At 55.3% G+C, this 13884-nt stretch carries 8 protein-coding genes; 1 reads left to right on the forward strand and 7 read right to left on the reverse strand.

Annotation, left to right across the window (positions count from 1 at the left end; genetic code table 11):
• Positions 1-130 precede the first annotated feature (130 nt).
• The 7 genes from ACSZO4_RS12850 to bcsO are packed head-to-tail and all read right to left on the reverse strand — an operon-like array spanning position 131 to position 11370.
• On the reverse strand, positions 131-1126 hold the full coding sequence (locus tag ACSZO4_RS12850) for a glycosyl hydrolase family 8 (protein ID WP_437889366.1): 996 nt from the start codon (positions 1124-1126) through the stop codon (positions 131-133).
• Positions 1127-1134: 8 nt separating this feature from the next.
• The gene (gene bcsD, locus ACSZO4_RS12855; RefSeq protein ID WP_437889387.1) at positions 1135-1617 is read right to left on the reverse strand and encodes a cellulose biosynthesis protein BcsD; all 483 of its coding nucleotides are present in this window, start codon (positions 1615-1617) and stop codon (positions 1135-1137) included.
• Positions 1614-5615 (reverse strand): cellulose synthase subunit BcsC-related outer membrane protein, encoded by a 4002-nt coding sequence (locus ACSZO4_RS12860; protein ID WP_437889367.1) that lies wholly within the window; start codon positions 5613-5615, stop codon positions 1614-1616. Before ACSZO4_RS12860 ends, bcsD begins: the two co-directional genes overlap by 4 nt.
• A 13-nt stretch (positions 5616-5628) precedes the next feature.
• Complete coding sequence (bcsB, locus tag ACSZO4_RS12865; RefSeq protein ID WP_437889368.1) at positions 5629-7926, reverse strand: cellulose biosynthesis cyclic di-GMP-binding regulatory protein BcsB; 2298 nt, start codon at positions 7924-7926, stop codon at positions 5629-5631.
• Positions 7923-10037, reverse strand: a complete 2115-nt coding sequence (gene bcsA, locus ACSZO4_RS12870) for a UDP-forming cellulose synthase catalytic subunit (protein WP_437889369.1) — start codon at positions 10035-10037, stop codon at positions 7923-7925. The genes bcsB and bcsA overlap by 4 nt, the downstream gene beginning before the upstream one ends.
• A gap of 17 nt (positions 10038-10054) precedes the next feature.
• Positions 10055-10858 carry a cellulose biosynthesis protein BcsQ gene (gene bcsQ / locus ACSZO4_RS12875; RefSeq protein ID WP_437889370.1) on the reverse strand — a complete coding sequence of 268 codons (804 nt, stop codon included), beginning with the start codon at positions 10856-10858 and terminating at the stop codon, positions 10055-10057.
• Positions 10849-11370 (reverse strand): cellulose biosynthesis protein BcsO, encoded by a 522-nt coding sequence (gene bcsO, locus ACSZO4_RS12880; protein WP_437889371.1) that lies wholly within the window; start codon positions 11368-11370, stop codon positions 10849-10851. Before bcsO ends, bcsQ begins: the two co-directional genes overlap by 10 nt.
• Positions 11371-12313: 943 nt before the next feature.
• On the opposite strand from bcsO, the gene ACSZO4_RS12885 reads away from it, so the two are divergent.
• Positions 12314-13864, forward strand: coding sequence for a BglG family transcription antiterminator (locus ACSZO4_RS12885; RefSeq protein ID WP_437889372.1), 1551 nt, complete (start codon positions 12314-12316; stop codon positions 13862-13864).
• Positions 13865-13884: the final 20 nt, after the last annotated feature.

Here is a 13884-nt window from a genome sequence, read left to right on the forward strand (position 1 = left end):
TGGCATCAGGTCAAACACGGTAGCAGTGTACCCGCCTGGTGGCGGGTAACTGAAGTGACTTTAAACATACAAGGGTTAGGGTGAGGGCACCAGACCGCACCAGACCGCACCAGACCGCACCAGACCAAAACTACTTCTGCTGCGAGACCCACACCAGCATCTTCAGGCTGGCAGAGTAGTAGTCATCCTGAGCGGTTATCTGCGGTTCGCTCATCGGCTCACCCATCGTTAAATCACGTACCGCCAGCAGCCCTTCGTTCATATTGTAAGGCGCGGTATCGTTGGTGGTGACGTTAACCCACGCCGGAGTCCGGCTGCGGTTAAAGCCCTGCCACCATTTGCGCCACGGCGTCAGCAGCGGGCTTTGCGCGTCCCACCAGCTTACGTACAGCGGAACGCGAATGGCGTCATAGCTCGTGCGCGGCGGCCACTCTTTGGCTGGCGTCAGCTTACCGTCGGCGGAGAGCGCCACCCAGTCGGTCGGCAGACGCGACTGACCAAAGCTCATTTTGCCGAGCAGTGTGGAACCATCGCGGATCAGATCCCGCCAGACGGTCAAATGGCTGCGGTCAGCAAAGTCCTGCCATGCCGGGAAGAGAAAGTACGACGGGTTCAGGTTCACATAGCTATTGAGGTTGAACCCTTTCGCGCCCGGCAGCATCACCCGATAGCCCGCAAAGTTAATCACCGTATGCTTAATCAGCGCCTGGGTGATGGCATCCGAGGCGGTGGCATAGCTGTTGTCGTTCCAGCGCTGGCTGGCTTTGAGCAGCGCCCAGGCGATCATCGCATCGCCGTCGGCGGCGTCGTTTTTATCGACAATAGGGTCGGCAGCCACCGGGTTATAGCGCCAGTAAAACAAGCCGTTATCTTTGTTTTTCAGCGTCTTGTTGGTCCAGCCCCATATCCTGTCAAATGCTGCTTTGTCGTTGCTGACGACCGCCATCAACATGGCGTAGCTCTGGCCTTCGGAGTGGGAGACACTGTTATTGCCGGTGTCGACAATACGGCCATCCGGCATCAGAAAGCGCGCTTTGTAACTCTCCCAGGCCTGCCCCGCCAGGGAAAAGGATGAAAACAGCACACTGACCATAACCACCATCGCGGGAATAACGCGTTTAAGCATAAACAGACTCATTTTGGGTTAGCGTAGCGGAACACCACGTCCGATACGGAATAGAGCCGCTCGCGACTAAATGCGATATGGGATTTACCGCCTTGCCCCAGCAGCCAGCGAGAATACAGACCCTCAAGTATGGCGCAAAAAGCATAGCACCAACGGGTTTGGCTGTATTCATCGCGTGAAACCGGCAGCGCCTGGTGGCGGAAGGTCATCCCTTCATCACTGGCATCGATATCAATAAAGCCCCAGTTGAATTCCGCCAGTTTCGCGTTGATGTGCGCTTCCAGCTCTCCGATGGTCTCAGAGCCTGGCAGGGGAAAACGCTCTGCCAGAGATTCACCCATCTGGCGCAGGAACGGCAGGCTTTCTGCCTCTCCCACGTTGCGCACCATGCCATCAATCATGACGGACAGCAGATCGAACCAGCCTGGCGGCGTTTGCTGCCTCTGAAACCAGGACAGCAGTAAAGGATTAGCCGTATTCGACGTCATTATTTGTCTCCCAACATATAGCGGAAATAGATCCCGGCGGTACTTTCGTTGTAGTTGCCGAAGGTGTCGTAACCCACTTTTCCGCCAATGGTCATGTCTTTATTGAGGTTGTAATCCACACCGCCACGGAAGGTGTAGCCAATGCCGTTTTGCGAAGAGCCTTTGTACTGGGCTTCTTTGGTGAAGCCAAGGTCGGCCAGCTGCTGGAGCATTCTCTGGGCTTCAGGATCGTTCGGGAAATAGTCGCTCTTATCCTGGGTATAGGACTGATAGCCCACTGACCCGCCAATACTCAGCTTCCAGTTGTCGATTTTCTGCGTTAAGTCGACCGGTAACGACACGCTAACGTAGTTCTGCGGGCTGAAGTAACCGCCCTGACCGTAGGTGTAGTAGCTGAGGTTTTTCGAGAAGTTCATCCAGCTGACGCTTAACCCGGTCTGCAACTGGCGGAAGTCGTCATGCCACGGGCGTAAATAGACCCCGGCACCGGCATTCACACTGTTGTTGCTGGCTACGTTTTCCCCGATATAGCTGTAACCGCCGCCGCCAACGAAGAAGCCCGCGTCGCCGTCGTCATAGCTCAGTTGCACGTTACCGCCGTTTTTGGTCACCTGGCCCCAGCGTTCGCCGGAATAGGCATCTTTCAGGCCTATATAGGAGAGCAGGCTGTCGGTTACCGCGCGGCGCTCACCGGTAAAGATAAGTGACAGATAGTTGGTCAGTTTTGGCGACCATTTCACCCCGCCGACCAGGGTATTCATATCCTGACCCAGCGGCGTACTGCCAATATCCACACGATAGTTCTCGCCGCTTAACGCCATATTCAGCTCAACGCCATTGCCGTTTTGCGAGTCGGTCGCCGAGTTAATGGTGTCGTTGTAGTTCGCTTTGTAGGTGGAGCGGCTTAAGGTGCGTAACCGGCTCGTCGCGCTATCATCTCCCAGTAAGGTTGTCAGCCTGTCATAACCGGCATCCGTAAAGGGTGACAATAATCTGGCGTCGCTGAGGTCGCTAAGGTCGGTGAATTTTTCCGTAACGCCATCAGTTGCCGATGAGTTATTCGCATTGCTGATAGAGGTACTGATATTACTGACCGCATTCGCCAGCGGATTCGCCCCATAGCGCCGCCAGGCATCTCCCGACGCACTGCCTGCGCTTAAGGTGATTGGCGTGGCGGTAAATTCAAAGCGCGCATCGCCAAAGGGTGAGCTGGACCAGGTCAGCGGCGCTTTGGCTTCCGTCAATTTACTGGTGCCGGACTCGCCGTCGTGGCCACGGATTTCAACTCCGCCCTGCAGCCACATACCGTTCTTTTCGTCCATCTGCTGCATCATGTCATCGACCTGGCGCAGGGTACGGGTTTGCGCGGTTTCCACCGGTAAATCGGTGCGCACGGTGCCTGGCAGCGTGGAGCCTGGTTCGCGGGCCACCTGCGCCACCTGCCACGGCAGAGCCGTGCCATAGAGTGAGTTTGGCGTCGCGGTTTTGCTGGTGGTAGTGAACGGGTTATCCGCCAGCAGGACGCCGCCGATGGTCGGCGTTGCCGCGCTGTTGGTGGACTCCAGCCCAACCAGCTTGCCGCGCGCGCTGCGCAGATAAGTCATCGCCTGCTGGTGGTTGCCTTTGGCCTCTTCCAGGCGCGCCAGCAACAGCATCCGCTCCGGCGAGCTGTCGGTGCGCAGGCCACTGGCAAGGGTAGTGGCTTTCTGCACGTTATCTTCTGCCAGCGCCACGTCAATAGCCCCCACGCGTGCGGCCTGATCGTCGGTATCGCGGGTCATCAGGTAGTCATACAGCACCCCGGCTTCTTTGTTCATCTTGCCGGTCTGGTACAGACGACCCATGGCGAACATCAAGTCGGTGTTCTGCGGGTCGCTTTGCAGGGCGCGGATCAGCTTGTCATAGGCCGCGGCATAGTTACCCTGCTCACGCAGTTTATCCGCTTCGTTAATCACATAGCCGTTACGGACCCCCGCCAGCTGGGCCGGAGTACTGCGCGACTGGATTTCCGGGCTGGACATAAAGGTCTGCGCTTCCTGGTTCAGCCCGGCCTGATTTAAGACCGCAATCTGATCGGCATAATCCCCGGCATTGCCCTGCACACCCTCTTTCATATTGTCGCGCACCAGCGAGACCGCAGTGGTCATGTCACCGGTACGGGCCAGCATACGCGCCAGTTTCCCGGCATCAACCGGCGTTTTCGGCGGCTGACTGGCCAGGGCTTTCAGGGTGTTGGAGGCCGCCGTCATGTTGCCCTGGGCGAGGTAACGTTCAGCCGTCGTCATTTGCAGGTTGTAATTCACGCGCTCGGAGAGGTCGCGCATCTGCGCCGTGCGGCTGGACGGTGAAATACGCGCCAGCAGGCTATTGGCCTGCTGCCATGCGCTGCTTTCGCTGGCAAAGAGCGCGGCGGCGTACAGCGAGTTGGCGCCCGCGCCTTCGCGTCCGGCGGGTAGCATCACCGTCGCGGCTTCGCCATCCTGACCGGATTTTTGCAGTAAACGGGCCAGATCAAGACGCAACCACGGGTCGTCCGGCACGCGGGCAACGCCCTGGCGCAGGACATCAATCGCCTGAGCGGTACTGCCGTTAGCTTCCAGTTGCTGGGCCTGGCGACGGATCGGATCTCCAGGCGCACCGGCGGCGACGGCGCGCGGGGCCAGACGTTGTTGCAGGCTGGCGGGCAGGGTGCGCAGAACCGCCTGGGCTTCATCGGTCTTGTTTTGATCGCGCAGCACGTAATAGAGGTTTTCACGCGCCGGGGCATTCTGCGGCTGATCGTTAAGAATGCTGCGCAGCGTCTGCTCGGCCTGGGCGAAATCTTTGTTCTGGCGCAGGACGTCGGCCCGGAAGAGTTTGGCGGCGGTTCCACGCTCGCCAGTCTCCTGAGCCAGCGGTGAAGAGAGCGCCAGCGCCTGGCTGATATTGCCCTCTTTTAAGGTCTGCTGGGCTTGCGCGAGTTGGCCATAGAATGCGGCATCGGTGGCCTGCTCTTTACGCTCGCCGGAGGCGTCGCCGCCCTGGCTTGCGGCCCGGTTCAGGTACTGGGCCGCGGCTTTGTAATCGCCGCTGCGCTGGGCAATGTAGCCCATCCCGGCCAGCGCATCGGCGTCGTCCGGGTTGGTTTGCAGTACCTGTTCAAATTTGCGTTTTGCCGCTCCGGTGTCGCCGCTGTTAAGGGCGGTAAAGCCTGCCCCTTTTGCCGATCCGCCAACGTTTTTACGGTAGTAGTTCTGCACGTCGGTATCCTGCGGATGACGTTGCAGCCAGGTGTCATAAAAACGTTCATCGCCCGCCTGCGGCCCCAGCCACAGCAGCGCCTGGCGTAAGCCGTCGTCGGCGTCTTTACTGCCGCTGGCCATCGGCTCAAGCAGTAAAATCCCGTCGCGGCGCGTCTCTTCGCGCCAGGTCAGCATTTTTCCCAGCGCTACCCGTGCCGGGGTGTTCTGCGGGTTTTGCACCACGAAGTTTTTCAGCTGCGAGACGGCCTGCGGGTAGAGAGATTTGTCCCCGGCCATCGTCAGATAGTATTCCGGTGCCAGGCTCGGCGGCGGCGTGTCGCCGTTAAACATGCTGCGCCAGGTTGCCAGCGCCGCCGGAACGTTGCCGCTGCGCGCCTGCTGGCGGGCAAGCGTGAGCTGGCCCTGGGGAACCTGGGTTAACTGTTTGGCGTTATCCAGCGCCTGTAAATTGGCGTCGTTCGGCGCGACCTGCGCCAGCCGTGCGCGCCACTGCGCGGAGGTTTGCAGATCGCCATTTTGTTGCGACCAGAGCGCTATCAGATACATCGCCTGGGTGTTATTGGCATCCACCATCAACACTTTTTTCAGCGACTCCATCGCCAGGTCGTCGTGGGATTTTTCGTGCCAGTAGTTTGCCTGGTCGAACAGCGCTTTGAGCGCCGCATCATTCTGCGCGGCCTGTGCCTGCCCGAGTGTCGCAAACGTGAGGACGCCGGAAAGGCACAGCGTCGTCAAACGGCGGGCGGTTTTTATGGTCATTGTTATCACCCTCTTAGTTGCGGTTATCGAGATCCAGACGTTTTTTCGCCCGGTTTCTCAGCCAGACGTACAGCGCCGGGCCAGCAATACAGCCAAACAGCAGGCCGAGGATCGCGAGCATCGCCGAGTGCTGGTTGGCATACCAGATAACCATCATCTGCGCGGGCATTTCTCCACGCGGGGACTGCTCGCCCACGCGGAAACTGCGCACGCCGTTTTCATTGGTAATGACCGCAGCATCGCCACGGATCCCGGCGTTAATCCGCGCCGAGGCCAGGTCGCCATGCAGTCGTGCCAGCTGATCGTCATTGCTGCCCAGTGCCAGGACCACTAAACGCCCGTCGTTCCACGGGGACGGGAAGCTGACAAAGCCACGCCAGGCCTCGTTGGAGGAGAAATAGCGATCGGCTTCCAGGCTGTCTGAGCCCCAGTCACCCGCTATCCAGCGTTTCACCCGCTGCCAGGTGGTCAGCTCACGCACGCCCAGGGTGCTGTCATGCATCACAAAGGGGGAGTTGCTGAGGATCGCGCGGTTGAAATCGTGTTGATCCAGCCCGGTGACCGCCAGGACATCGCGATCGTTGAGCAACGACAGCGCCGCTCCGGAGGTTGGGATGCCGATCACTACCCGGTTATGGCTAAGCGCAGTACCGGTCGCATTGCCTGAACGCGCCGCCATATCCAGCAGGGTGGCGATTTGCGTCTCCGTGGGTTTTTCCGGCAGCATCAGCACCGTTTCCGAGTAGTCGGCAAGACGGGTGAACGGGAAGGAAGCCCCGACGAAGTAAGAGAGATTTGGCAGCAGCGCAAAGTGGCGCGTGTTGCTTAAATCAATCCACGAATCGTCTTCGATACGGCTCTTGATGTTGTTGTTAAGCAGTACGCTACAGGGCGCGTCTGCCTTTGGCTGAATGTTGAAGTACAGCGACAGCTGGTTGTCGCCGTAAATCATGTACGGCTCCAGCGGCATATCAAACTCTTCCTGGCGCGCATCGCCGCCCAGTTTATGCCACAGGGTTTCCAGCGCTCCCTGTTTGTTCACCGGCAGGCTGTGCAGGAAGGTGTCGTTCATGGTCATGCTTAACCAGGAGCGGTCTTCATCAATCCAGTTTTCCGATGGGAAGCGATAGCCAATATGCAGCGGGATGGTCTCGCCGTCCCACAGGAACAGGTCAGGTGCTGCGCGGAAAGCGACCCGCAAGGCGTCATGCCACAGGCCGGTGGTGGTCAGGCTTTGATCCTTACGGATCAACTCGGAGAGTTTGACCGGACGATCTGTCGGGATCCAGCGCGGAGCATCATAAGGTTTGCTCACCGGGATCGTTTGGGCGGTTACATCGACCGAAGGCGTTTGCAGGGCGAAGTTACCCCGGGTTAAACGCCAGGCTGCCGCACGCAGGTCGTTTTCATCTTTCCCCACCACCAACAGCAGCTTGTAAACCGGGTTGGCCGGGTTATCGATGACTTTCAGCAATGGCTGCGTGGTTTGCGGCAGGGTCAAACCGCCAATTTGCTCGCCGGGGTGGCCAATCAGGATGCCATTCTTCTCCGGCAAACGGTCGTGATAAGCAGCAAAGGAGACGCCACGGTAATCGGCCTGAATCCCCATCCACGAGGAGATTAGCGCCCCCGCGCTGATGGCGTCCGGGCTTAAGGTGGTCGGGAACGCCATGGCGATCGCCGCCGGGGTCATCTGCATGCTGTCAAAGAACGGGCGCGGGAAGTGGCTCAGATCTGAGCCGATATCCAGCTGCTGACCTTCCAGCTCAAAATGCGAGTCCGGCATGATGGTCACACGGTATTTATCCGTCAGATCGCGCTGGCACTGCATGGCATCGCCATCGTTCACTTTAAAGCTCAGGCTGTTGCTGGAGACCAGCAGCGCCGACGGAATATCCAGCTGGAATTTGGCGGTGTCGCCTTCGGCAGCGGTTAATGGCACGGTACCCAGCGGCTGCCCATTAAGCATCAACTGCATGCTGGCGCTGCGGGTCGCCATTGCCGGAGATATCTTCAGGGTCAGTGCCAGGCGGGCGGTGGTAATCACCTGGTCCACCGGCAGCGTAAAGGAGGCACCGCCCTGGAACTGCCCGCCGCTTAACGCGATCCCTTCCGGGAAGCCCATTTGCGCAATGCTGACGCTGTTAACCACCGACGGAATAAAGACCGGGGAGGTCTGGGAAAGCGCCGCAGGTGTCGCAGGCGCAGGATCGTTGAGGCGTAACAACGCTTCAATCGACGTTTCTTCACCGTGCGTCGGGGCGATAAACAGCGTCCCGACCAGCAGGGCCAGTGTCGTCAAACGTTTCATACGTTGCCTTCCTCCGAAGATGCGGCCTGGGCAAGTTCTGCTCGTAAGCGGCGGTTTTCCCGGCGGCTTTTCCAGGTCAGCCAGAAGAGGTCAAAGACACAACGCATAATGGTGCCCAGGGAGCGGAACGGGTTGTCCTGCGGCTTCGGCGGATTAATCCACGCATCAGCACGGGAAAGGACAACGCGTACCAGCTCACGACGGCGCGCCAGCGGAATATCGTCGAACATCATGCGAATATACTCGTCATCGCTGGCAATGGTTTTTACCGGAATATTGATAGCGCCGGACTGAAGCAGCAGCTCAATTTCTTCAATATCATCGTTTAAATGACGCTCGTCAGGGGCGACGATACGACAGCCGCCCATCGACAAATCCGCAGTTTCGCTGCGTGAAACAATGCCGCTGGCATGGTGCAGCAGAACCGGGATCGCCGCATCGACACGAATGGTTTTACGCGTCTGACGGGTCTCACGCGCCACGGCAATCGCCGCCAGCAGGAAGAACAGACTGTATAAGCCCCAGCCCACGTTCAGAGCGATAACGCGCGGGTCGACGCCAAAGTAGTCATGGGCGAAGGCGCGCACGATACCGGCAATCACTCCGGCGCCGAGCAGAATGGCGATGATCAGATGCGGGCGTACCACGCTGAAGTCGAAATAGCCGACATCCAGCAGCGCGCCTTTATCGGTCACGTTGAACTTGCCGCGTTTCGGGAAAAGCATGGTGACTGCCGTTGGCAGGACAATATGGAATGCCAGCACCAGGTCGTAGATTTCACCCCAGAAACTGTAGCGGTGGCGTCCGTTCATGCGCGAGTTCACGTAGACGGCGAGGAACAGATGCGGCAACGCATAGGCGAAAATCAGGCTCGCCGAGGAGTGAATAATGTTCAGGTTAAACAACAGATAAGCCAGCGGCGCGGTCAAAAAGGCAATACGCGGCAGCGCAAACTGGTAATAGAGCATCGCGCTCAGGTAGCACAGCCGCTGCTGGATGGTCAGCCCGCGGCCAAGCAGCGGGTTATCCAGACGGAAAATCTGCGTCATGCCGCGCGCCCAGCGGGTACGCTGGATCACGTGCAGCACCAGACGCTCGGTGGCAAGACCTGCCGCCAGCGGAATATCAAGAAACGCGGAGCCCCAGCCACGACGCTGCAACTTCAGCGCGGTGTGGGCATCTTCGGTGACGGTCTCGACGGCAAAGCCGCCGATCTCTTCCAGCGCGCTGCGGCGGATAACCGCGCAGGAGCCGCAGAAGAAAGTGGCGTTCCAGTTATCGTTACCCTGCTGGATCGGGCCGTAGAAGAGGGCGCCTTCGTTCGGAATATTGCGCCCGACCGAGAGGTTACGCTCAAAGGGATCCGGCGAATAGAAGTAGTGCGGCGTTTGCACCAGCGCCAGTTTCGGGTCTTTGAGGAACCCGCCAACCGTGGCTTGCAGGAAGATACGCGTGGCGACGTGGTCACAGTCAAATACGGTAATCAGCTCGCCCTGAGTCAGCTTCATGGCATGGTTGAGGTTACCGGCTTTGGCGTGGTTGTTATCGTTACGCGTGATATAGCCAACGCCGACGTCGGCGGCGAACACCGCAAATTCGCGACGTTTGCCGTCATCGAGCAGATAGATGTTCATCTTATCGCGCGGATAATCAATACACTGCGCCGCCAGTACCGTGTCACGAACCACATCAAGAGGTTCGTTATAGGTCGGAATATAGACATCCACCGTGGGCCACTTGCTCATGTCGTCCGGCAGCGGAACGATTTCACGTTTTAATGGCCACATTGTTTGCAGGTAGCTCAACAGCAGCATTACCCAGACGTAGACTTCTGCGAGGAACAGCCCCATCCCCAAAATCGTTTCTATTTCGGAGTTAAAGTGCAGAGTTTGCGTCAGGCGGAAATACATATAGCGGGTCGATAGCAGCACCGACATCACCACCATAATAATGGAGACGCTGCGCTTTTTATTGAACCCCAGTATGAACAATACCCCGATGCTGAGCAGGCCAAAAATATACTGTTTCTGGCTGTCCATCGGCGTAATGACGACCAGCACGGCAATCGGGAGCATTGCCAGCGCCAGCAAGACGTTAAGGAACTTTTTCATAGGTTGCCCTGAGCGAATTAGAAGCCAGACATTTTCGGTTTGCTGTGAACCGTGCCGTCTCCGATGTTTACGCCTAGAATGACGGCGACCCGTTTAGCAATGAGTTCGATATCAAAGGCTGCGGCAGACGCAGGACTAAAATCAAAAATTGACTGCTGGGAGGCATTCGCTTCGAGGACGCTTTCATCGCGATGAATGACGCCTAAAAGCTGATTACCTAATTTCTGTTCCATAAAGGCGGTGACATCGCGGCTTATCTGACGACGGTTGTCGCTCTGGTTAAGCACAAAGTACTGGCCCGCTTTTTTATTCAGGACATCGCCGGTCAGACGGTTATTCTCAATATGCGGCAGCAAAGAGAGGGAGGCGGTGTCGGCCTGCAAGGTCAACAGGTGCAAATCAGCCATCCGCGACATCGCTTTCAACGCGGCAGACGGGCCGGGAGGAAAATCAGCCACGATAATTAAGCCCGGATAGCTTAATAATGTATTTAAGCCACGGATCAGAAAATGTTCATCGTGAGTCAGGCGCTCTTCAAAAAGCTGGCGCTGCTCTTCGGTGGCATCGCCATAGGGCAGGACGAAAATATTGCCGCCCGCCGTCAGTACAAACTGGCTCCAGTCCGAGACTTCTGCCGCTTTTGCCACATAGCCACGGCCATCAGACAGGGGGACGCCAAAATGCAGACGCAAGGCGTTCTGTATATCGAAATCCAGCGCTAATACTTTGCTGCCTGACCGCGCGAGGGCGTAAGCCAGATTTGCCGTCAGGGTCGTTTTCCCAACACCACCCTTCGGCGAACAAACACAAATCAACGGCATGAAGCGATCCTTTCTAGCAAAGATTGTAATGACTGGTTTTTTTCGACGGTCGGCTTAACGTCTGCCGGTTTCGGCGCAAAGAGTCGGGCATAGCTGGCAGGTTCAGGTGTATGGCTGGCAGGCTGAACGGGCGCAGGTGGTGGTGAAAATGCCGGTTGCGGGGCGCTATGGACCACCGGTTCAGCGGGCAAGGGTGCTGCTGCAAGCTGATGGGCAACGTCACGCAAAACAGGGGCGGCAGAAATTAATGGCGCATCCGGGGTTATTTCATTGTTAACCACGGGAATGGCTTCACTGTGCGCAAAGATATCAGGGCTGACAGGTTGCGGCGATGGCAACAAAACGTGCCCGCCCATGGCCAGGTTGGCCTCATCAGAATTAGGTGAAAGCTGATTAATCAGCGCCCAATTTCCCTGGTCAGGGTCAATATTTTGTGCTGAAAAATCCTTGAAATTATACTGCTGGTTGCGGGTCTTATCCTTAAACCTCTGCAAATCATCATAATGGTTCATGGCTATTCTCATGATTTACATAATAATTTGTACCCACCACCGATGTTTTCCTGGACGCCAGGCATTGGTAGAGTTGTATCGTGAAGTAGTTGTATGGGTACGATGCAATGCTATGGCTATTAACAATTTGCTTTATTATCGCGTGATAAAATTACAGATCTGATAACACGCTCTTTATTTCCAGCAAATATATAAACATCAGCTGTACACATGCTATCTTTTTTTTGTGCAAAAATCACTAAAGGATTAAATTCCAATGTTAAATTATTATAAATGTAATTGTTTTGCCTTAAGGCAAATAATGAGTGTAAAGATGTTTTTGATGCGCATTATAAAAGCATAAAATCCCGCATTAATTACCTGTTTTTTTATTTTTTTCTTACTTTGTGAAATATTTTGAAATAATTATTCAGCTTTGATTCAAAGTTAATATTCGCAACATGTTATTAACGTTAAAATTATTGCAAAACCCTACTATTCAGCAGGTGGGCGTGTAAAACGCTTCGCCAGGCCGGTTTGCTCTGGTGAGCTGGCTGAGGCGATCGTCGGCGGCGACAACTTTCCGGACCTGAACGATACCATCAGTGCAACCAGGGTAACAGAGGAGACAGGGATGTGAGGAGGGGGCTGGACAAGTCTGCGGTGGATAACGATCGGGAACCGATGTGCTGATAGATTCAATGGGCTATTAGAGCGGCAGAAAATTATTTCTACCAACAATATTTGCGAGCGTTGTCACGATAATTTACGGGAAAAATGTGATCCTTGCCAGAAATATCCATTTCTTTTCCCTTCTTGTCTTATTTTTTGTCCGGAATGCAGGACATCATTTAGTATTGTCGTAATACCGATGTCCTTTTATATTTATCATCATTGATTACATGTGAGGCGTTTTTATTTGACGCTTTAAGTTATTTAATCTGTTATAAGGGTAAAAAATATAATGATTACCTCGCGCCAGAACAGATTATTAAAGTACCTCCTGCCGCGCCGGGAGTATATTACTCTGCTGAAACTGGCTGAGTATTTAAGTGTTTCGGAAAAAACTATTCAGCGCGACCTCAGGATGCTCGAACAGTGGTTATCAGAATGGCAAATTACCCTTGATAAGCGTGCCGGTGCGGGGGTAATGCTGAGCGCTAATAATATCACTGATCTTTTACATCTCGATCAGTTGCTCAGCGGTGAAGGGGATGATGCCGATGGCATGATGAATAATTCGCGGCGTGTCAAAATAGCCTCGCAATTATTAAGTGAAACGCCCCACGAAACTTCAATCAGCAAATTATCGGAACGCTATTTTATCAGCAGCGCATCAATTGTTAATGATCTCAAAGTGATTGAATCATGGATAACCCCACTGGGTCTGTCGTTGATTCGTAGCCAGAGCGGTACGCATATTGAAGGAAGTGAAAGTCGGGTGCGCCAGGCCATGGCCTCACTGATTAATGGCGTTGTTAACCATAACGAACCCGGCAGCGTGGTTTATTCTCGCCTTGATCCCGGCAGTTACAAAGCGCTGGTGCATTACTTCGGCGAAGAAAACGTATTGTTTGTCCAGGCGCTGCTTCAGGAGATGGAAAACGAACTGTGCTGGTCGCTAGGGGAACCTTATTACGTCAATATCTTCACCCATATCCTGATCATGATGTACCGCATTACGCGTGGTAATGCCATGGTGAAAAAGGAAGAAGAGCAGATTAAATCCTGCGATGAAAATGTCTTTTTGATTGCCAGTCGCATGGTTCAGCACATTGAAAAGCGTATTGTTCATCCGCTGCCTGAGGACGAAGTCTGGTTTATTTATCAATATATTATCTCTGCCGGAGTGGTGATCGAAGAGCATAACGACGTCAGCGTAATCGGTCATATGCATTCCAGCGATGAAGCCCGGGCGGTAACTCACCGGCTGATCGCGATTTTTGCCAATATGGTGGATAGCGATTTCAGCGATGACGTTGCGTTGTATGACGGCCTGCTGGTGCATATTAAACCACTGATTAATCGGCTGAATTATCAGATTCGAATTCGTAACCCGTTGTTAGACGATATCAAAGGCGAACTGCAGGATGTCTGGCGGTTGACGCAGTGTGCGGTTAACCGGGCGTTCAGCGGCTGGGGTGAACAGGCGGTGTCTGAAGATGAGGTAGGCTATTTAACCGTCCACTTTCAGGCCGCGATGGAGCGGCAGATGGCCCGTAAAAGGGTGTTGCTGGTCTGCTCAACGGGAATTGGCACTTCACATTTGCTGAAAAACCGCATTCTACGCGCTTTCCCGGGCTGGACCATCGTGGGGGTGGTTTCCGCTGGCAGCCTGCCATCGGTATTGACCGAGGATATTGAGCTGGTGGTATCGACGATCAATCTGCCGACGATCGCTATGCCCGTGGTGTATGTCACCGCCTTTTTCAATGACGCGGATATTAAGCGAGTAACGGAAACGGTTATTACTGAAAAATTGCATCGTGCGACGTCTCTGGTCGTCGAAAATTAATGTTGAAATTCCATGAGGTA

It is taken from the genome of Phytobacter sp. V91, from assembly GCF_965644225.1.
GTDB lineage: Bacteria > Pseudomonadota > Gammaproteobacteria > Enterobacterales > Enterobacteriaceae > CBFFRJ01.